The organism is Shimia sp. (assembly GCF_041624275.1).
In the GTDB taxonomy this organism is placed as follows: domain Bacteria; phylum Pseudomonadota; class Alphaproteobacteria; order Rhodobacterales; family Rhodobacteraceae; genus Shimia.
In genome coordinates, this window is record NZ_JBFJVE010000035.1 from 1 (window position 1) to 18,986 (window position 18,986).

General features: G+C 65.6%; 18 protein-coding genes, 1 tRNA gene and 1 pseudogene. 17 read left to right on the top strand and 3 right to left on the bottom strand.

Annotation, left to right across the window (positions count from 1 at the left end; genetic code table 11):
• Positions 1-200, top strand: a pseudogene (locus tag ABZD10_RS04560) (hypothetical protein); the annotation flags it as partial.
• A 135-nt stretch (positions 201-335) separates the two neighbouring features.
• On the opposite strand, the gene ABZD10_RS04565 reads toward ABZD10_RS04560, so the two are convergent.
• The gene (locus ABZD10_RS04565) at positions 336-608 is read right to left on the bottom strand and encodes a hypothetical protein (protein WP_372884923.1); all 273 of its coding nucleotides are present in this window, start codon (positions 606-608) and stop codon (positions 336-338) included.
• 79 nt (positions 609-687) lie between these two features.
• On the opposite strand from ABZD10_RS04565, the gene mgtE reads away from it, so the two are divergent.
• Genes mgtE through ABZD10_RS04585 form a run of 4 tightly spaced genes read left to right on the top strand, consistent with a single transcriptional unit; the run spans position 688 to position 4,503 of the window.
• Complete coding sequence (mgtE, locus tag ABZD10_RS04570) at positions 688-2,058, top strand: magnesium transporter (protein WP_372884924.1); 1,371 nt, start codon at positions 688-690, stop codon at positions 2,056-2,058.
• Positions 2,058-2,558 carry an ATP-dependent zinc protease gene (locus tag ABZD10_RS04575; protein WP_372884925.1) on the top strand — a complete coding sequence of 167 codons (501 nt, stop codon included), beginning with the start codon at positions 2,058-2,060 and terminating at the stop codon, positions 2,556-2,558. The genes mgtE and ABZD10_RS04575 overlap by 1 nt, the downstream gene beginning before the upstream one ends.
• Positions 2,555-3,460 (top strand): 30S ribosomal protein S6--L-glutamate ligase, encoded by a 906-nt coding sequence (rimK, locus tag ABZD10_RS04580; RefSeq protein WP_372884926.1) that lies wholly within the window; start codon positions 2,555-2,557, stop codon positions 3,458-3,460. The genes ABZD10_RS04575 and rimK overlap by 4 nt, the downstream gene beginning before the upstream one ends.
• Positions 3,460-4,503 carry a succinylglutamate desuccinylase/aspartoacylase family protein gene (locus ABZD10_RS04585; RefSeq protein ID WP_372884927.1) on the top strand — a complete coding sequence of 348 codons (1,044 nt, stop codon included), beginning with the start codon at positions 3,460-3,462 and terminating at the stop codon, positions 4,501-4,503. Before rimK ends, ABZD10_RS04585 begins: the two co-directional genes overlap by 1 nt.
• A 356-nt stretch (positions 4,504-4,859) precedes the next feature.
• On the opposite strand, the gene ABZD10_RS04590 is transcribed toward ABZD10_RS04585, so the two are convergent.
• Positions 4,860-4,949, bottom strand: a tRNA-Ser gene (locus tag ABZD10_RS04590).
• Positions 4,950-5,144: 195 nt separating this feature from the next.
• Between ABZD10_RS04590 and ABZD10_RS04595 the strand changes: the two genes are divergently transcribed.
• Genes ABZD10_RS04595 through ABZD10_RS04625 form a run of 7 tightly spaced genes read left to right on the top strand, consistent with a single transcriptional unit; the run spans position 5,145 to position 11,518 of the window.
• Positions 5,145-6,032, top strand: a complete 888-nt coding sequence (locus tag ABZD10_RS04595; protein ID WP_372884928.1) for an SPOR domain-containing protein — start codon at positions 5,145-5,147, stop codon at positions 6,030-6,032.
• 30 nt (positions 6,033-6,062) lie between these two features.
• Positions 6,063-7,238 (top strand): D-alanyl-D-alanine carboxypeptidase family protein, encoded by a 1,176-nt coding sequence (locus tag ABZD10_RS04600; protein ID WP_372884940.1) that lies wholly within the window; start codon positions 6,063-6,065, stop codon positions 7,236-7,238.
• Entirely contained in the window at positions 7,235-7,861 is a 627-nt protein-coding gene (gene tmk, locus ABZD10_RS04605; RefSeq protein ID WP_372884929.1) for a dTMP kinase, read from the top strand. The genes ABZD10_RS04600 and tmk overlap by 4 nt, the downstream gene beginning before the upstream one ends.
• Positions 7,858-8,985 carry a DNA polymerase III subunit delta' gene (locus ABZD10_RS04610; protein ID WP_372884930.1) on the top strand — a complete coding sequence of 376 codons (1,128 nt, stop codon included), beginning with the start codon at positions 7,858-7,860 and terminating at the stop codon, positions 8,983-8,985. The genes tmk and ABZD10_RS04610 overlap by 4 nt, the downstream gene beginning before the upstream one ends.
• Complete coding sequence (locus ABZD10_RS04615; protein ID WP_372884931.1) at positions 8,982-9,788, top strand: TatD family hydrolase; 807 nt, start codon at positions 8,982-8,984, stop codon at positions 9,786-9,788. The genes ABZD10_RS04610 and ABZD10_RS04615 overlap by 4 nt, the downstream gene beginning before the upstream one ends.
• On the top strand, positions 9,785-10,585 hold the full coding sequence (locus tag ABZD10_RS04620) for an MBL fold metallo-hydrolase (RefSeq protein WP_372884932.1): 801 nt from the start codon (positions 9,785-9,787) through the stop codon (positions 10,583-10,585). The genes ABZD10_RS04615 and ABZD10_RS04620 overlap by 4 nt, the downstream gene beginning before the upstream one ends.
• A gap of 3 nt (positions 10,586-10,588) precedes the next feature.
• On the top strand, positions 10,589-11,518 hold the full coding sequence (locus tag ABZD10_RS04625; RefSeq protein ID WP_372884933.1) for an AEC family transporter: 930 nt from the start codon (positions 10,589-10,591) through the stop codon (positions 11,516-11,518).
• Here the strand turns inward: ABZD10_RS04625 and ABZD10_RS04630 are convergent.
• Positions 11,484-12,833, bottom strand: a complete 1,350-nt coding sequence (locus tag ABZD10_RS04630) for an aspartate aminotransferase family protein (RefSeq protein ID WP_372884934.1) — start codon at positions 12,831-12,833, stop codon at positions 11,484-11,486. The genes ABZD10_RS04625 and ABZD10_RS04630 overlap by 35 nt on opposite strands.
• Before the next feature lie 233 nt (positions 12,834-13,066).
• On the opposite strand from ABZD10_RS04630, the gene ABZD10_RS04635 reads away from it, so the two are divergent.
• The 5 genes from ABZD10_RS04635 to ABZD10_RS04655 all read left to right on the top strand — a co-directional run.
• Complete coding sequence (locus ABZD10_RS04635; protein ID WP_372884935.1) at positions 13,067-15,208, top strand: hypothetical protein; 2,142 nt, start codon at positions 13,067-13,069, stop codon at positions 15,206-15,208.
• A gap of 300 nt (positions 15,209-15,508) precedes the next feature.
• Positions 15,509-16,204, top strand: coding sequence for a TetR/AcrR family transcriptional regulator (locus tag ABZD10_RS04640; RefSeq protein ID WP_372884936.1), 696 nt, complete (start codon positions 15,509-15,511; stop codon positions 16,202-16,204).
• Complete coding sequence (locus tag ABZD10_RS04645; RefSeq protein WP_372884937.1) at positions 16,197-17,231, top strand: alcohol dehydrogenase catalytic domain-containing protein; 1,035 nt, start codon at positions 16,197-16,199, stop codon at positions 17,229-17,231. Before ABZD10_RS04640 ends, ABZD10_RS04645 begins: the two co-directional genes overlap by 8 nt.
• A 77-nt stretch (positions 17,232-17,308) precedes the next feature.
• Positions 17,309-18,184, top strand: a complete 876-nt coding sequence (locus ABZD10_RS04650) for a branched-chain amino acid ABC transporter permease (RefSeq protein WP_372884938.1) — start codon at positions 17,309-17,311, stop codon at positions 18,182-18,184.
• 4 nt (positions 18,185-18,188) lie between these two features.
• Positions 18,189-18,986 (top strand): branched-chain amino acid ABC transporter permease (locus tag ABZD10_RS04655; protein WP_372884939.1); only part of this gene is annotated, 798 nt, incomplete at its 3' end.

Consider the following 18,986-nt stretch of genomic DNA (forward strand, 5'->3'; position numbering starts at 1 on the left):
CCGCAGTGGCCGAAACCGATACGATCGCCGATCTGATCGAGGAGGAATACCAGGCCTTCCGCGCGGCGGTTGCCAAGCGGCTGGCCGCCGAGAAACCGGCCCCGGCCAAGACAGCGGCCAAGAAAGCGACCGGGAAAGCGGCCGGTAAAGCGGCGCCGGCCGCCGGCCGCAAACCCGCCACGCCGCGCCCGAAGGGTTAGGCGCCGGGGCCTTTTGGGGGCGTCAGGGGCGGGGGGCGGCACGTCGCGCGCCGGGTTGGACGATGGCGGAGGCAGCTGACAGCGCGCCCAGTCGCCGGCATCAAACAGCCGGGCCGGCTTGGGCGAGGCGGTTTTCTAACTCGCGTCGAGCGCTTCCTTGCCGACGCGCCTGTAGTTGACGAATGAGTTGGCGCTCATCACGACGAAGAAACTGTCCATGTCGATCAGAACAAACCCGCGCTCGAAGAGGGCGCGCGTCAGAGCGGTTCTGTCTTCGGGGTAAAGCCGTCTGCGTCCCATCATTTCCTTCACCAGTTTCTCGGGAATTCTGAAACGTCCGGATGCCTTGCCCCCGAAAGGCATTGCATAGAGTTCCTGAAGCTGCTTGGCCACGTCGTCATGTCGCATCTGAAAATCCAAATCGTTTTTTGCCTATAGACAAAAAAATATTGCCTAAGTAAAGGGGATCAGAGGATTTAGGTGGCACATGCTAGACGACAACACAATCGAAGTGCCTCGGGACATCGGGCCTGACCTGCGCACAGCAATCGCCGCTGGAGACGCGGAGCGCATCTCGGCGCTTCTTGAACCGCTGCCCTACAGCGAGGCGTTGCGGGAACTGCTGGCCTTGTCTCCGGAAGAGCGGGACGATGTTCTGAAGCTTGTTCCGGCAGAGCTGGCGGCGGACCTGATCGAAGAGGCGCCGGACGAGATGGCGGCCGAGCTTGTCGAGCGTCTGGAACCGGAGCGGGCCGCCGAGATTCTCGAAGAGCTGGATTCGGACGTTCAGGCGGACGTCATCGGCGAAATGGACGCCGCAGACGCCGAAGCGGTCCTGTGCGAGATGGATGCCGAGGACGCGGCAGATGTCCGCCGTCTTGCCGCCTATGAATATGACACCGCCGGCGGCCTGATGATGGCCGAGGTGTTTCAGTTCGCCGACAAGGACACGGTCGGGAAAGTTCTGCGCGCGCTCGCCTCGGACGATGACGACTTTGAGCAGTACCGGGGGCAGCACCCCTATATCGTGAACGAAGCGGGCGAGCCAATCGGCGTGGTCTCGCTGCGCAGCCTGCTGACGGCAAGGCGCAGCGCCCAACTGACCGAGGTCATGGTCGCGCCCATTACCGTTCCGGTGGACATGCCGCTCGCGCAGCTTGAAGACATCTTTGAAAGGCATCCGTTTCTCGGCATTCCGGTTATTGACGCGGCTGGTGTGCTTGTCGGGGTCGTGTCGCGATCGGCTGTCGCAGAGGCCGTGCTTGAACGCAGCGAAAGCGAGAGCCTCAAGCGCCAGGGTGTGGTGGGCGATGAGCTGCGTTCGATGCCGACCTGGCTGCGGTCACGTCGCCGGCTTGCATGGCTGTCTGCCAATATCATTCTCAATATCGTCGCCGCCAGCGTCATCTCGGTCTATGAGGATACGCTGTCTGCGGTCATCGCGCTGGCGGTGTTCCTGCCGATGGTGTCGGACATGTCCGGCTGTTCCGGGAACCAGGCTGTCGGTGTTACGATGCGCGAGCTTAGCCTTGGCCTTGTGCGGCCTGTGGATGCCTTCCCCGTTTGGCTCAAGGAAATCTCGGTCGGGGTCATAAACGGGATCGCGCTGGGGGTTCTGATCGGCGTCGTGGCCTGGGTCTGGAAAGACAACCCGGCTCTGGGTCTTGTCATCGGTGCCGCGCTGGCGCTGAATACATTGCTTGCGGTGTCCATCGGGGGTGTGGTCCCGCTCTTGCTGAAGCGGCTTGGTCAAGACCCGGCCGCGGCGAGCGGGCCGCTTCTTACGACGGTCACCGACATGGCCGGGTTCTTCTTTGTTCTCAGTTTTGCAACTCTCATGATGCCTTGGTTGGTCTGATGTCGAAGATGCCGCAACAAAAAAACCCCAGAGAGCAAGCGGTGGCGCTGTTTGGCTGGATGGAATATGTCGGGCTGCCCGAGCTTGGTCTGGATCAGGTCAAGGCCAAGCTGGACACCGGCGCGCGAACCTCTGCCATCCATGCGGAAAACATCGAGCTCTTTGATCGCGATGGCACCGAATGGGTGCGTTTCCAGACCCTTCCTGACTGGGACAATCCAAATGTCGGCTTTCGCGCGGTCGAAGCCCCGGTTGTCCATGTGCGGGGGATCAAGAACACAAGCGGGATTCCCGAGGAACGTCTGGTCGTGAAGACGAAGGCGCGTTTCGGCAAGCGCATGTGGATGATCGACGTCTCGCTCGCTGACAGAACCAACATGTCCTTCCCGATGATCATTGGGCGCGCGGCACTGAAAAACCACGCCATCGCAGTCCACACGCGGAAGGCATTTCTGGTCTCTGACAGACCTCTCCATTCAAACAGAAAGGAAACCTCATGAAAATTGCGATGCTGGCCCGGAATGCCAAACTCTATTCGCACCAGCGGCTGAAGGAAGCTGCCGAGGAAAGAGGCCACCGACTCGACATCATCGACACGTTGCGCTGCTACATGAACATCGCGTCGCGGCGGCCAGAGGTTTATTACAACGGCGAAAAGCTCAAGGGCTATGACGCGGTGATCCCGCGGATTGGCGCATCGGTCACTTTCTATGGCACCGCGGTGCTGCGTCAGTTCGAAATGATGGGGGTGTACCCGCTGAACGAAAGTGTCGCCATCGGCCGCTCGCGGGACAAGCTGCGCTCGATGCAGCTGATGGCGCGGGACGGCATCGGCTTGCCGGTCACCACCTTTGCCCATGATGCCAAACAGACCGAAGAGGTGCTCAAGCTCGCCGGCGGCGCGCCCCTGGTGATCAAGCTGCTGGAAGGCACGCAAGGCCTGGGGGTCGTTCTGGCCGACACCGACCGTTCGGCGAAATCGGTGTTCGAAGCCTTCCGGGCCACCAATACCAACATCCTGATCCAGGAGTTCATCAAGGAAGCCGGCGGCACGGACATTCGTGCGATCGTGGTCGGCGGCAAGGTCATCGCCGCCATGAAACGCACCGGCGCCGAGGGCGAGTTCCGGTCCAACCTGCACCGTGGCGGCTCGGCGCAGGTCGTGAAGCTGAGCGCGGAAGAACGCGCCACGGCGGTCCGTGCGGCCAAAACCATGGGGCTCAACGCATGTGGTGTCGACATGCTGCGCGCCAACCACGGCCCGGTCATCATGGAGGTGAACTCTTCTCCCGGTCTGGAGGGGGTCGAAAAGGCTACCGGTCTGGATATTGCCGGCAAGATGATCGAGTTCCTTGAAAAGAACCAGGCCAAGGGAAACACCAAGACCAAAGGCCGGGGGTGATGGCCAAGGTCGAGGACTTTCGGATCGCCGACCAGAGCGTTGCACCGGGAAGCCGCAGGACGGTGGATATCCCGGTCAGCGTTCTGTCCGACCACACGCCGATCTCGATGTCGGTGCATGTGGTGCATGGCAAATCGCCCGGCCCGGTGATGTTCGTAAGTGGCGGCATCCACGGCGACGAGGTGATCGGCGTCGAGATCATTCGGCGGGTTCTGGCGTCGAAATCCCTGAAGGGTCTGAAGGGCACGCTGCTCGCGGTCCCCATCGTCAACGCCTATGGCCTGATCAACCATTCGCGGTATCTGCCGGACCGCCGCGATCTGAACCGCTGCTTTCCCGGAGACAAGGCGGGCTCACTGGCGGCGCGATTGGCAAATCGCTTTCTGACCGAAGTGGTGGCCCGCGCCGATCTGGGCATCGATCTGCATTCTGCCGCCATCCACCGGACGAACTACCCCCAGGTGCGTATTTCGCCGGGCGATGATGCCATGCGGGAGCTGGCCGAGGCCTTCGGTGCGCCCGTGGTGATGAAATCCGCGCTGCGCGAGGGCTCTCTCAGACATGCCGGGCAGGTCATCGGCAAGCCGATCCTGCTGTTCGAGGGCGGAGAGGGGCTGCGCTTTGACGAATTCACGATCCGTGCGGGGGTTGCCGGGGTGCTGCGGGTCATGAACCGCAAGGGCATGATCTCGCGCCGGGGTGTCGCCAAGCCGAAGGGCAGCCCCCAGTTCTGCCCGTCAAGCAAATGGGTCCGGGCGCCGATGGGCGGGCTGTTGCGCATCTTCAAGTCCGATGGCACTTTGGTCCGCAAGGGCGAGCTTCTGGCCGCGGTCTCCGATCCGTTCGGCGAAAAGGAGATGGAGATACTGGCCCCCTTCTCGGGGATCATCGTCGGCCGGGCGGTGATGCCGATCGTGAACGAGGGCGATGCGGTGTTTCATATCGGCCGGGTGAAATCGATGACCGAAGCCGAGGGCGCCGTCGAAGACCTTGAAACCCAGCTGGAAGATGATCCGATGTTCGACGAAGACGAAATCATCTGAGGTGACCGCCGCGGCGGGCCGGGGGGGGGCGATGTGCCAATACAATTCATAGTGTGGCGGCATCGAGGTGTCCTACGTGGCGAACCCTGGGCTGTCGCGGCGCCGGATAATCTGCGGCTTCACGTCGAACGTCTGAAAGAAGGCCATGGTATATGCGCCAAGGACGCGGCCGGGGCGCGGGCGCCGCGATACGGGGTGGTTTGCTGGCGAAGAGCGACCGGGAGAAGGCGGCATGGTTCGGATGCACCGACTTCAAGACAGCGCCGGTTGCGTTCTTGCGCACTGTTGGGGCGCATGTGGAAGCTTAAAGGGGCGGACTTAAGACTCAGTAATTATTGGGGAAAATGCCGGGAAAATGGCGGAGGAGGTGGGATTCGAACCCACGGAGGGCGTTAACCCTCGTCGGTTTTCAAGACCGGTGCATTCGACCACTCTGCCACTCCTCCGACCCGATCTGATTACTGACAAGCAATTGATTCTGAAACCCACCGCCCGGGGAATTTTCGCCGATGCCGGAACCCGCGCTTTTCTTGCCGGGGGCTTGCCGCTACACTGCGCCCGAGTGGGGCCGCAGGGGCCCCGGGGCCGCCGGTCAACGGCGGATCGGGTGGCAAAGATCACCGACAGGCAAGGGGCGAAGAATGAACCGAGCATATGGACCGACCCGCAGGTTTCCGCGCCATGCCGCCGCGCTGGCGCTGTCGGCGCTGGTGCTGGCGGGCTGCGAGGAGGGCGGGCAGGGCTTTGCCCTGTTCCAGCCCAAGCCCGAGGCCGGGGCCGAGACCACCGCGACCGCCGGTCAGACCACCAAGCTGGTCGAACGCGATGTCGAGGCGCCCGACGTGTTCTCGGTCAGCGAAGCCGGCCTCTGGGACGGGCGCCCCTCGTTGGGCGGGGTCTGGGCGGCGCATCCCGATGTCTCCGACCCCGAGCGGGTCATCATCCGCAACCTGTCGAATGGCAAGTTCGTCATCGGCGCGCTGTTCCGCCGCGAGCGGGACATGCCGGGGCCACGGGTGCAGATCTCGGCCGATGCCGCGGCCGCGCTGGGCATGCTTGCCGGCCAGCCGGTGGAGCTGAACGTGACCGCGCTGCGCCGCGAGGAAGTGCCGGACGAGACCGCGATGCCCGAGACCGCCGAGGCCGCCGAGACCGGGGAGGCCGCGGAGGTCGCGGAGGAAAGGCTTGATCCGATCGCCGCCGCCGCCGCCGCGGTGACCAGCGCCGAGGCCGCGGCCCAGCCCGTCGGCCAGTCGGTGACATCTGAGACCGCGCCGAAGCCGGCCGCCAGCTCGCTCGACAAACCCTATGTGCAGATCGGCATCTTCTCGGTCCGCGCCAATGCCGAGAATGCCGCCGCGCAGATGCGCGCCAAGGGCATGACGGCGCTGATCAAGAAGATGGAAAGCAAGGGCAAGACCTTCTGGCGGGTGCTGGTCGGCCCGGCCTCGGGCAAGGCCGAGCGCAGCCAGCTGATGAAACAGATCCATGCCACCGGCTTTACCGATGCCTACGCGGTGTCGAACTAGAGCAGAGACCGACCGGAGACCCAGATGACCATGGTTCTGAACCGCCTTTTCGCCGCCCTGATGGTCATGGTGCTGACCGCCGTTCAGGCGCCGGCCTTCGAGACCCGGGCCCGGGCCGCCTTTGTCATGGACCAGGGCACCGGCACGGTGCTTTTGTCGAAGAATGCCGACGCGCCGCTGCCGCCGGCCTCGATGTCCAAGCTGATGACGCTCTACATGGCCTTCGAGGCGGTGCAGAAGGGGCGGCTGGGCATGGAAGAGCGCCTGCCGGTGTCGCAGCATGCGATGAACTATGGCGGCTCGACGATGTTTCTCGACACCACCGACAAGGTCAAGGTGGCGGATCTCTTGCGCGGCATCATCGTCCTGTCGGGCAACGATGCCTGCGCGGTGATCGCCGAGGCGCTGAGCCCGGACGGCACCGAGGCCGGCTTTGCCCGGCTGATGACCCGCCGCGCCCGGCAGATGGGCATGACCAATTCCACCTTTGCCAATTCCAATGGCTGGCCGGCGCCGGGGCACCGCATGTCGATGCGCGATCTGGCGCTGCTGGCCAATGCGCTGATTTCCGATTTCCCCGAGTTCTACCCGATGTTCGCCGAGCGCGAGTTCGCCTTTGACGGCCGGGCGCCGGGCAATACCCGCAACCGCAACCCGCTTTTGGGGCTGGGGATCGGCGCCGACGGGCTGAAGACCGGCCACACATCCGAGGCCGGCTATGGGCTGGTCGGCTCGGCCATGCAGGGCGCACGCCGGGTGATCTTTGTGATCTCGGGCCTCGACAGCGCCCGGGAACGGGCCGAGGTGTCGGAACAGATCGTCAACTGGGCCTTCCGCCAGTTTTCCGAGGCCACGGTGGCGCGCGGCGGAGACCGTCTGGGGGAGGCAGAGATCTGGATGGGAAAGCGGCCAAACGTGCCCCTGGTCCCGGCGAATGACATCAACCTGCTGCTGCCGGTGCTGGCCGGCGATGCGCTGCCTGCCGAAATCGTCTATCGCGGCCCGGTCGAAGCGCCGGTCGCCGAGGGGCAGGAACTGGCCGAACTGGTGATCCGCCCCGAGGGGCTGCCCGAGATCCGGGTGCCGCTGGTCGCCGAAACGGCGGTGCCGGCGGGCGGCTTCGTGGTGCGGCTGAAGACGGCGGCGCTGGTGCTGATGTCGCAGCTGGGCCTGGGTGCGTCCACCTCTGCCGCAGGTGCCTCGTGAGCGGGATCGGGCGGCTCGTCACCTTCGAAGGCATCGACGGGTCGGGCAAATCGACCCAGATCGCGCTCTTGGCCGAGACCCTGCGCGCGCGCGGCCACGCGGTGGTCGTGACCCGCGAGCCGGGCGGCTCGCCCGGGGCCGAGGAGATCCGCAAGCTGGTGCTCGAGGGCGACCCCGACCGCTGGTCGGCCGAAACCGAGATCCTGCTGTTCACCGCGACACGGCGCGACCATCTGGAGCGCACCATCCTGCCGGCGCTGGCAGCGGGCAAGATCGTGCTCAGCGACCGCTTTGCCGATTCCACCCGCATGTATCAGGGGCTGTCGCGGGGCGATCTGCGCGGCCTGGTCGACCGGCTGCACGACTTGATGATCGGCCGCGAGCCGGACCTGACCATCCTGATCGACATGGAGCCGGCCACCGGTCTGGCCCGGGCCAAGGCGCGCCAGACCTCGGAAGAGCGTTTCGAGGATTTCGGCCAGCCGCTGCAAGAGCAGATGCGCAAGGGGTTTCTCGATCTCGCGGCGCAGTTTCCCGACCGCTTCAGGGTCATCGACGGCGACCAGCCGATCGACGAGGTGGCCGAGGACGTCGCCGGCGTGGTGCTGGCCGAGCTGCCATGACCGAGGATGCCCTGCCAGAGGCCGACCGTGTCGCGGGCGCGCCGCACCCGCGCGAGACCCTGCAACTGTTCGGTCAGGAGACGGCCGAGCGGGGCTTTCTCGAGGCCTTCAATTCGGCGCGGCTGCACCATGCCTGGCTGCTGACCGGGCCGCGCGGCGTCGGCAAGGCGACGCTGGCCTGGCGCATCGCGCGTTTCCTGCTGGCGACCCCGACCCAGAGCGGCGGCGGGCTGTTCGGCGACGCGCCCCCGGCCTATGAGAGCCTTGGGGTTTCGCCCGAGCACCCGGTGGCGCGGCGGATCGCGGCGCGTTCCGAGCCGGGGCTTTATGCGATCGCCCGTGGCGTCAATGAAAAGACCGGCAAGCTGCGCGAGATGATCGTGGTCGACGACATTCGCGGGCTGACCCATTTCCTGACCATGTCGGCGGCCGAGGGCGGGCGCCGGGTGGTGATCGTCGATGCCGCCGACGAGATGAACACCAACGCCGCCAACGCGCTGTTGAAAATGCTCGAGGAGCCGCCGGCGCTGACCACCATGCTGCTGGTGTCGCACCAGCCCTCGCGGCTGCTGGCGACGATCCGCTCGCGCTGTCGCGAATTGCGCCTGGCGCCGCTGGAGACCGGGGCCATGGCAGCGGCCCTGCAACAGGCCGGGGCCGAGGGCGAGACCTCGGCGGCGCTGGCGGCGCTGTCCTCGGGTTCGGTCGGCGAGGCGATGCGGCTGACCCGGCTCGGCGGGCTGGCGATGTATCAGGAGATCGTCGGCCTGTTTGCCGGCCTGCCGCGCGTCGACCGGCCACGGGCGCTGAAACTGGGCGAAGCCGCCGCCGCGCGCGGCGCCGAGGCACAGTTCGAGCTGATGCTGACCATGTTCGACACCTTCCTTGCGCGGCTGGCGCGCACCGGGGCCACCGGCGCGGCGCCAGAGCCCGAGGCGGCGCAGGGCGAGGCCGAACTGCTGCTGCGCCTGTCGTCGACGCCGCAGATGGCGCGCCGCTGGGCCGATCTCGCGCAGGAGATTTCCGGGCGCACCCGCCATGGCCGGGCCGTCAACCTTGACCCTGCCGCGCTTGTTCTAGATACGGTTTTCAAGATCACCGAAACCGCATCGCCGAGACAATGACCGACCTGCCACAGATCACCGACAGCCACTGCCACCTCGACTTTCCAGACTTCGACGGCCAGCTTGACGAGATCGTCGCCCGCGCCGCGCGGGCCGGCGTGACGCGCATGGTCACGATCTGCACCCGGCTGCGCAACGAACCGGCGGTGCGCGCCATCGCCGAGGCCCATGCGCCGGTGTTCTACGCCGCCGGCACCCACCCGATGAGCGCCGCCGAGGAACCGCTGGCCACTGTCGAGCAACTGGTGGCGCTGGCCGCGCATCCGAAGTTCGTCGGCATCGGCGAGACCGGGCTCGACTATCACTATACCGCCGAGAGCAAGGCGATCCAGCAGCAGAGCCTGCGCATCCATATCGCGGCGGCGCAGCAAACCGGGCTGCCGCTGATCATCCATTCGCGCGATGCCGACGAGGACATGGCGGCGATTCTCAGCGAGGAACACGCGCGCGGCGCCTTTGGCTGTGTCATGCACTGCTATTCCTCGGGGCCGGAACTGGCGCGGGTGGCGGTGGATCTGGGGTTTTACCTGTCGATGTCGGGCATCGCCGCCTTCCCGCGCAGCCAGGAGGTGCGCGACATCTTTGCCGCCGCCCCGGTCGAGCGTATTCTGGTCGAAACCGACGCCCCCTATCTGGCGCCGCCGCCGCATCGCGGCAAGCGCAACGAACCGGCCTACAGCCTCCATACCGCCAAGGTCGGGGCCGAGCTGTTCGGCATGGATTTCCCCGCGTTCGCGGCGCAGACCGAGGCCAATTTCGAACGGCTGTTTTCCAAGGCCGCGCGTGCAGCGGAGGCCGCATGAGCGCGCGGCTGACCTTTACCATTCTCGGCTGCGGCTCGTCCGGGGGGGTGCCCCGCCTTGGCGGGCAATGGGGCGATTGCGACCCCGAGAACCCCAAGAACCGCCGCCGCCGCTGTTCGCTGCTGATCGAGCGCGAGAGCGCCGAGGGCAAGACCAATGTGCTGATCGACACCTCGCCCGACATGCGCGCCCAACTGCTGGATGCCGGGATCGGGCGGCTGGATGCGGTGGTCTATACCCACAGCCATGCCGATCACGTGCATGGCATCGACGATCTGCGCATGGTGGTGTTCAACATGCGCAAGCGGCTTGACGTCTGGGCCGACGGGCCGACGCAGGACGCGCTTTATTCGCGCTTCGGCTATGCCTTCGTGCAGCCCGAGGGCTCGCCCTATCCGCCGATCCTCGACATGCGCACCATCAAGGGCGACGTCGAGATCAGCGGCGCCGGCGGCACCGTCACGCTGACCCCGATCAGGGTCAATCACGGCAGTATCGATGCGCTGGGCTTTCGCGTCGGCGACCTAGTCTACATGCCGGACGTGGCCGAGATCTACGAGGATGCCTGGCTGCAGCTTCAGGGCATGGACTGCTGGATCGTCGACACGCTGCGGCGCGCCCCGCACCCGACCCATTCGCATCTGGACAACACCCTGAAATGGATCACCCAGGCCGCGCCGCGGCGCGCGGTGCTGACCAACATGCATATCGACCTTGACCATGCGACGCTCGAGGCGGAAACGCCGGACCATGTCAGCGTGGCCTATGACGGCATGCAGATCGCCTACGATCTCTGAGCCATGCAGACGCTGATCACCGTCATCCTTCCGGTGTTCCTGGTAATCGGCTTCGGCTATGCCGCCGCCTGGCGCGGGCTGTTTTCCGAGACCAATATCGACGGGCTGATGCGCTTTGCCTCGAATTTCGCGGTGCCGGTGCTGCTGTTCCGCGCGATCGCCAATCTCGACCTGTCGGCCGAGCTGGACCTTGCGCTGCTGGGCAGTTTCTACGGTGGCGCGATCCTGTGTTTCATTGCCGGGCTGCTGGCGGCGCGCTACCTGTTCGGGCGCGACTGGGAGGACAGCGTGGCGATCGGCTTCGTCTGCCTGTTCTCGAACTCGCTCTTGCTGGGCCTGCCGATCGCCGAGCGTGCCTATGGGCTCGCGGCGCTGGCCGGCAACTACATGATCATCGCGGTGCATTCGCCGTTCTGCTATGGCGTCGGCATCACCGCGATGGAGATCGTGCGGGCGCGCGGGAAATCGCCGCGCCAGATCCTGCCGCAGGTGCTGCGGGCGATGTTCCGCAATGCGCTGATCCTCGGCATCGCGCTTGGTTTCGTGGTCAACCTGTCGGGCGTCGCCATGCCCGAGCCGGTGCGGGTCTCGGTTGACCTGGTGGCCTCGGCGGCCTTGCCGGCGGCACTGTTCGGCATGGGCGGGGTGCTGTTCCGCTATCGCCCCGAGGGCGATTTCAGGGTGATCGCCTTCTGCTGCGTGGTCAGCCTTGTGCTGCATCCGGCGATTGCCTACGGGCTCGCCGGCTGGAGCGGGCTGGCGGTCGATGGCCTGCGCTCGGCGGTGCTGACGGCGGCGATGCCCTCGGGGATCAACGGCTATCTCTTTGCCGCGCTCTACGGGCGCGGCCAGCGCACCGCCGCCTCGACGGTGCTGATCGCCACCACGGCCTCGATCGTCACCGTCTGGCTGTGGCTCGGGGTGCTGCCCTGAGCGCCGCGTCGAGGGCGCCGGCCAGCTTGTCGACAAGTTCCCCGAGCTGGTCATCGGTGAGGATGAAGGGCGGCGCCAGCAGCACGTGGTCGCCGCGCCGGCCGTCGATGGTGCCGCTGTTGGGATAGCAGATCAGCCCCCGTTCCATCGCCGCCTGCTTGACGCGCGCCGCCAGCCCGAGGCCGGGATCAAAGGGCGCCTTGCTGGCGCGGTCGGCGACCAGTTCGAGGGCGCGGAACATGCCGCGGCCGCGGATGTCGCCGACATGGGGGTGGGCGCCGAAACGCGCGCCGAGGGCCGCGTTCAGCCGCTCACCCATCCGTGCCGCGCGCGCCGCCAGCCCGCCGGTCGTCAGCTTGCGCAGCACCACATCCGCCGCCGCGCAGGCAACCGGGTGGCCGACATAGGTGTGACCGTGCTGGAAGAAACCGCTTCCGGCCTCGATCGCGGCATAGATTTCGGCCGAGCACAGCATGGCGCCGATCGGCTGGTATCCGGCCCCCAGCCCCTTGGCGATGCACAGGATGTCGGGGCGCAGGTCTTCCTGTTCGCAGGCAAAGAGCGTGCCGGTGCGTCCCATGCCGCACATCACCTCGTCGAGGATCAGCAGGATGCCGTGGCGGTCGCAGATCTCGCGGATGCGCCGGAAATAGCCGGGCACCGGCGGCACCGCCCCGGCGGTGGCCCCGACCACCGGCTCGGCGATGAAACCGATCACGGTCTCGGGCCCGAGCCGCAGCAGTTCCGCCTCGAGTTCATCGGCGACCCGCAGGCCGTATTCTTCGGCGCTCTCATGCGGCAGGCGGTCGCGGTATTCGTAGCAGGGCGCGATATGGTGCCCGGCGGTCATCACCGGGGCGAAAGGGTCGCGCCGCCACAGGTTGCCGCCGGTCGCCAGCGCCCCCAGCGTGTTGCCGTGATAACTTTGGCGGCGGGCGATGAACCGGCGGCGGCCGGGCTGGCCGATCTCGATCATGTACTGGCGGGCCAGCTTGAGGGCGGATTCGACCGCCTCGGAGCCGCCCGAGACCAGATAGACGCGCTCGAGCCCTACGGGGGCATGGGCGATCAGCCGGTCGGCGAGCGATTCGGCGGCGGCAGAGGTGAAAAATCCGGTGTGGGCAAAGCTGATCTCGGAGCTTTGTCTGCGGATCGCCTCGGCCACGTCGGGGTCGGAATGACCAAGACAGGACACCGCCGCGCCGCCCGAGCCATCCAGATAGCGCCGGCCTTGGGAATCGATGATGTAGGGGCCGTCGCCCCTGACGGCGACCGGCATCCGGGCGCGGGTGTGGCGGGGGAAGACATGGCTCATGGCGTGCTCCGGCGGCTGACCGGCGAAGTGAACCACAGGATTGCGCTTGTGGAAACACCAAGCGGCATCTGCCGGGGGCGCAACCTCATCCAATTCGGAACATATTACTGCCATCAAGAGCGGTGATATACTGACCGCAAAGCACCCTTGCGGTGCCACGACGAGCATGTGAACGATCAGGAGCGGCGACACGACCCCGGCGGGGTGGGGGCCGCCCGAAAGAAGGGGCCACCATGGACGCGATCCGCGGCAAGATCATCGCCTTTCGAAACGACCGGCTCGGGGCGCGGATCAATGCCCTGTTGAACGCGGCGCGGATCGCGCGCGATTACGGGCTGCCCTATGCGATGATCTGGCCCAGCCACGAAAGCGTCAGCAGCGAATTGCAGAACCCCGATCAGCTGTTCTCCGGTGCCTTCCTGGCCGAGCATTTCGTCGAGGATGTCGGGTTTCAGGCCCTGCACCGCAACGCCGTCGACGTGGTCGACCTGCGCCCCGGAGACAGCGCCGAGGATTTCGCCAGGCGGGCCGGGGCGGGCGAGACCTTTCTCTGCCATGACGCGCTGAACCACAGTGTCCTGCCATGGGAAGAGGCGTCAGAGGTGGCAGCGAAACTGCCGGCGATCATACCGCTGATCGGCTGGAGCGAAGTGGTGCGCGACGCGATGGACCATATCGACGCAGAGCTCGGCAAGGTCGAGCTTTGCGCCTATCACCTGCGGCGCGGCGACATCATCGACATGGACAAGCGCGCCTCGAACGTGCTCTGGCCGTCGAAATACGTGCCCCGGGTGTTCTATGAACAGCACATCCACCGCCAGCTCGAGAAGAACCCCGAAAGCCGCATCGTGGTGTTCTCGGACACGCCCGGCGAGGTCGCGGCCTTTACCGAACTGCATGCACAGGTCTGTTCCTTCGACGATCTGATCGGGGAGATGACCCTGAGCGAATTGCAGCGCGATTTTCTCGAGCTTTACGCCATGTCGCGCTGCGAAACCATCTTTGCCCCCTCGGCCAGCGCCTTTTCCGCCGTCGCCGCCACCATGGGCAACCGGGCCATCGTGCCGATCATGCAGGACCTTGACGAGGCCGACCGCACCGAGGCGCTGGAAGAGCTGACCCGGCGCATGGACCGCACCCCCGAGGTGTTTCTCGGCCAGGCCGACCTGGGGCAGAACTTTCCCTTCCTGCTGGACTTTCACAAGGCGCGCGGTTCGCGCGACGAGGCGCGGCGCATCCTGCTGAAGCACCTCGAGGCGGGTTTCGAACGCGCCTATATCTATGACCGCATTGCCGAGGAAATGTTCGAAGCCGGCGATTGGGCCGGGGCGCAGAAGGTGCTGGAGATTCTCGGCCGGCGCCCGGTCTATACCGAAGAGGCCAATGCGCTGTCCTACTGCTATGCCGGGATGACGGCGCTGCTTGAAGGCGAGATCGACGAGGCGGTGCGGCTGGCGCAGATCGCCAACTGGCTGACCCCGATCCACCCCCATTGCCGGGCGCTGACCAACGTGCTGTACGGGCACGGTTTTCTCGATGACCGCAACAGCTTTCCCATCGACCGGCGCATCCTTGGCTATCGCCACCTGATGAAGCCCGAGGACCGCGCCCTGTTCAACCGGCTGAACGCGGCGGCGACGCGGGTCTCGGGCACCGAGATCATCGAGGACGCGACACTGTGGCTGTCCTTCCAGCACGACCTGCGCGACTGGACCAGCCTGCAGGGGGCCAAGCTGCCGCCGAGCTTTCACAACCGCGAGAAGATCGAGAAGGTGCTGGGCTTTTTCGGTTCGATGTACGCCAAGCGGATGGACGAGCCGGCGGTGCGCGCGGCGCGGGCCACGCTGCTGCGCCAGTCGGGCCATTTTGACCAGGCCGGGGCCGAGCTGGAGGCGGCGCTGGCCGATGCGCCGATGGAGCCGCTTTACAACAAGCGGCTTTCGGACCTGCACCATGCGCGGCAGGATATCGGCAAGGCGCTTCAGGCGCTGGGCACCGCGCTGGCGGTGACCGGCGATCAGATCTGTTACCAGGCGCAATACGGGCTGTTGCTGTTCGAGGCCGGAGAGAGCGGCCCGGCGGTGCAGCTGTTCGAGAAACTGGCAATGCGCGATCACCGGATGCCCGAGATCCACCTGGTGACGGCGGATGTGCTGCGCCGCCGCAAGCGCAGCCGCGACCTGGCGCTCGAGGTGGTGCGCCGGGCCTCGTCGCAGATCGCCGGCTCGTCGCGGCTGATGCGGCTCGAGGCGAAGATCCTCGAGCAGATGAAACGCGACGACGAGGCGGCGGCGATCCGCGCCCGTCTGGCCAGCTGGGCGCGCCCCAGCGGCGGGTTTTCCACCCGCGTCAGGCGGCCGCGCGCCGAGGGCTGAGCGCCTTTGGCACAGCCCGCCTTGCCGGTCAAAGCGGCTGCCCCTGCGGTGATTCCCTGTTTCACAGCCGATGGCCGGCTGGCACTGCGGGCAACTCGCCAGCTTCGCGCAAGTGACCTATGGGGCGGCCATTGCTTAAGTTATTGTTTTATAGCAGTGAAATTCGGTCTCTCCCGGCGCTTTGACCGGGGTGCCCTTGGCATTGCCGTAACGTCGCATCATTGGGCATCGTTGACGGCATACCGAGTAGTATGTTTTGGTTGTCAGCATAGGAAACAACCGACGAGCCTGCCGACCCCAATGCCCGCACGTGCCCAGACCTCCAAGCCCGAACGCTATGACGAGCTGCTTTGCGCGGCGGCCGAATGCTTCCAGAAACAGGGATTTGCCGCCACTTCGATCGACACGGTGGCGCGCCATGTCGGGGCGACCAAGGGGCGGGTCTATCATTACTTCCCGTCCAAGATGGATCTGTTCAACGCCGTGCGCGACCGCGCCATGGAGCTGGTGTTCGATGCCATTCGCCCGGCGCTGGAGGCCGATCTGTCGGTGATCGAGAGGCTGACGGCGATGTCGCTGGCACATACCCGGGTCATGATGCGGCACCATTCCTACATGCAGGTGCTTCTGGACGGCCTTCAGATGCAGCGTTTCGGCGCCACGACCGAGTTTCAGCGTCAGGCGATGCAGCGCCACCTGCAAGAGCGGGACGATTACGAGACCTGTTTCCGCGAGGTGCTGCAACAGGGCGTGTGCGAAGGGGTGTTTCAGGTCGATCACCTGTCGATCACCCTGCAGAGCTTTCTGATCGCCCTCAACGGGCCGGTATTCTGGTACCGCCCGCGCCCCGGCGACAATGACGCCACCCACGACGAGATCGCCGGCAAGGTCGTGCGCTATGCCATGGCGGGGCTGGGCGTGGGCGACCTGCCGGTCCCATCAACCACCAGTGAGAGACCCAGTGAGAGACCCAGTGAGAGACACGGACATGAGTGATTTACCCGAGACGATGTTTGCCGTTCTGCAGAAGGGCGAGGGCTATTCCGGTCAGTCCACGGGGCCGGTGATCGAGGATGGTTCGGACTATCTCGAGGCGGCCGAGATCCCGGTGCCGGCGCCGGGGCCGGGGCAGGTGCTGATCCGCCTGCGGGTGGCCTCGGTCAACCCGTCAGACCTGCATTTCATCAAGGGCGAATACGGCCAGCCGCGCATCAAGGGCAACCCGGCGGGTTTCGAGGGCTGCGGCGATGTGGTCGCGGCCGGCGCCGGAGCCGAGGGGCTGATCGGTCAGCGGGTCGCCTTCGTCGTGGCGCTGGGCTGCTCCGGGGCCTGGGCCGAATATGCGATCACCGATGCGACCAGTTGCATTCCGCTGCGCCCGGATGTGTCGGACGACGACGGCGCCGCGCAGATCGTCAACCCGCTGACGGCGATGGCGATGGTCGATATCGCGAGGCAGGACGGCGAGGCCTTCGTGGTTTCCGCCGCCACCAGCCAGCTGGGCAAGCTGATGGTCTCGCTCGGGCGCGACCTGGGGCTGAAGCCGATCGCCATGGTGCGCCGGGCCGAGGCGGTGGCGGCGCTGAAGCAAGCGGGCGCCGCCGAGGTTCTGGTCACCACCGACCCCGAGGTGGTGAAGACATTCGCCGCCATTTCGGCCGAGCTGAAGCCGCGGGTCTTTCTTGATGCGGTCTCGGACCAATTGTCCGAGCAGATCTTTGCCGCGATGCCGAACCGGGCGCGCTGGATCAGCTACGGCAAGCTTTCGGCCGAGCCGCCGAAGCTTACCCAGATGGGGCAGTTCATCTTCATGGACAAGAAGATCGAGGGCTTCTGGCTGACCAACTGGATGCGCAACACGCCGCCCGCGGACCAGATTCGCGTGGTCGGCGAGGTGCAGGCCCGCTTCGCCGACGGGCGCTGGAAAACCGACGTTTCGGTGCATCTGCCGCTGCGTGACGTTGTGTCAGGACTGGCCGCGGCGACGAAAAAGACTGACGGCAAAGTGATGATTACGCCATAGTCGAAGCTGTCGCACCGGGGAAGAGGAGCCCCGGGGCACGCATCAAGACGCCGGCCAACCGGCGCAGGGAGGAAATTTTGGATACTTTACAGCTCTTGATAAGCGGGCTTGCGAACGGCTGTGTCTACGGCCTGATCGCGCTGGGCTTCGTGTTGATCTACAAGGCCACCGAGGCGGTGAATTTCGCCCAGGGCGATTTCATGATGCTCGGGGCCTTTGTCACCATCGGGCTTACCAATGCCGGGTATATGGGGCTGCCCTTCTGGGTGGCGGTGCCGATCTCGATCGTCATCATGGCGGTGCTTGGCTACCTCCTGGACCGTTTCGTGATCCGGCTGATGTTCGGCCAGAGCCAGACAGCGGTGGTCATCCTGACCATCGCGCTGGGCTTCGTGATCCGGTTCTTCGCCGGGCTGATCTGGGGCCACGAGCCGCAGTCGCTGGAAAACCCGCTTGCGGGGCGGGAATTGCACATGGGCGGGCTGGTTCTGGGGCTCGAGGATGTGGCGGTGATCGTGGTCACCATCCTGCTGACCTGGGGCCTTTACGAGTTCTTCAACCGCACCAAACTGGGGCTGGCGATGCAGGGGGCCTCGCAGAACCAGCTGGCCGCCTATTACATGGGGGTGCCGGTGAAACGGGTGCAGGGGTTCATCTGGGCCCTGGCAGGCGCCGTGGCCTGTATCGCGGGCATTCTTTTTGCCGCCAAGGGCGCGGTCGATCCCAGCACCGGGTTGATGGGCATCAAGGCCTTTGCGGCAGCGGTGATCGGCGGGTTCGGAAGTCTTCCCGGAGCGCTGGCAGGCGGGTTGATCGTCGGCATCATCGAACCCTTTGCCAGCCGCTATATCGCGGCCGGCTATTCGCAGATCGCCCCCTATGCACTGTTGCTGGCGGTGCTGATCTTCCGTCCTCACGGCCTGTTCAGCCAGGTCCGCGTGAAGAAGGTCTGAGCCGATGCGGATCGTTTTCAAAACCGACTACATGCAGGATATCCGGCCCTGGAAGGACGGCTATCAGCTGTCGCTCTACCTGATCCTGCTGGCCGTGGTTCTGGCCGCGCCATTCCTGATCGACGCCTTTTATCTGGGAGAATTGACCAATGTGCTGATCTGGGCGCTGGCGGGGATGGGGCTGATGATCCTCACCGGCCATACCGGCCAGGCGAGCCTTGGCCACGCGGCCTTTCTGGCGCTGGGCTGTTACGCCAATATCATCCTCATTGAAGCCGGGCTGCCGTTCATGCTGGCCTTTCCGCTGGCCGGGCTGCTGACCGGGCTGGTCGGGGTCATCATCGCCATTCCGGCGCTGCGCCTGCACGGCATCTATCTGGCCATCGCCACTTTGGCGATGTCGATCCTGGTCGATGACATCATCGTGCTGACCGAACCCTGGACCGGCGGGGTGGGGGGCAAATATGCGCCTTCGGTGAATGTCTTTGGGGTGATGGTCGACCGCTGGGGCACGCCGCGCGAATTCTATTATCTGGTGCTGGCTGTCGTGGTGATCGTGACGCTGGGCTATATCAACCTGTTGCGCGCTCCCCTGGGGCGCAGCTTTATCGCCGTGCGCGACTCGGAGGTTTCGGCGCAGGCCATGGGGGTCGACGTGGCCCGCACCAAGGCCATGTCCTTTGGCCTGTCCTGCGCGGTGACCGGGCTGGCCGGGGCCTTGATGGGGCTCTTTGCCGGGGCGTTCAACAACGAGACCTTCAGCGTCATCATCTCGATCGAACTGCTGATGATGATCGTGATC

Coding starts and splice junctions, on each gene's coding strand:
- ABZD10_RS04565 (WP_372884923.1), bottom strand. CDS start 608: ATGCGACATGACGACGTGGCCAAGCAGCTTCAGGAACTCTATGCAATG.
- mgtE (WP_372884924.1), top strand. CDS start 688: ATGCTAGACGACAACACAATCGAAGTGCCTCGGGACATCGGGCCTGAC.
- ABZD10_RS04575 (WP_372884925.1), top strand. CDS start 2,058: ATGTCGAAGATGCCGCAACAAAAAAACCCCAGAGAGCAAGCGGTGGCG.
- rimK (WP_372884926.1), top strand. CDS start 2,555: ATGAAAATTGCGATGCTGGCCCGGAATGCCAAACTCTATTCGCACCAG.
- ABZD10_RS04585 (WP_372884927.1), top strand. CDS start 3,460: ATGGCCAAGGTCGAGGACTTTCGGATCGCCGACCAGAGCGTTGCACCG.
- ABZD10_RS04595 (WP_372884928.1), top strand. CDS start 5,145: ATGAACCGAGCATATGGACCGACCCGCAGGTTTCCGCGCCATGCCGCC.
- ABZD10_RS04600 (WP_372884940.1), top strand. CDS start 6,063: ATGGTTCTGAACCGCCTTTTCGCCGCCCTGATGGTCATGGTGCTGACC.
- ABZD10_RS04610 (WP_372884930.1), top strand. CDS start 7,858: ATGACCGAGGATGCCCTGCCAGAGGCCGACCGTGTCGCGGGCGCGCCG.
- ABZD10_RS04615 (WP_372884931.1), top strand. CDS start 8,982: ATGACCGACCTGCCACAGATCACCGACAGCCACTGCCACCTCGACTTT.
- ABZD10_RS04620 (WP_372884932.1), top strand. CDS start 9,785: ATGAGCGCGCGGCTGACCTTTACCATTCTCGGCTGCGGCTCGTCCGGG.
- ABZD10_RS04625 (WP_372884933.1), top strand. CDS start 10,589: ATGCAGACGCTGATCACCGTCATCCTTCCGGTGTTCCTGGTAATCGGC.
- ABZD10_RS04630 (WP_372884934.1), bottom strand. CDS start 12,833: ATGAGCCATGTCTTCCCCCGCCACACCCGCGCCCGGATGCCGGTCGCC.
- ABZD10_RS04635 (WP_372884935.1), top strand. CDS start 13,067: ATGGACGCGATCCGCGGCAAGATCATCGCCTTTCGAAACGACCGGCTC.
- ABZD10_RS04640 (WP_372884936.1), top strand. CDS start 15,509: ATGCCCGCACGTGCCCAGACCTCCAAGCCCGAACGCTATGACGAGCTG.
- ABZD10_RS04645 (WP_372884937.1), top strand. CDS start 16,197: ATGAGTGATTTACCCGAGACGATGTTTGCCGTTCTGCAGAAGGGCGAG.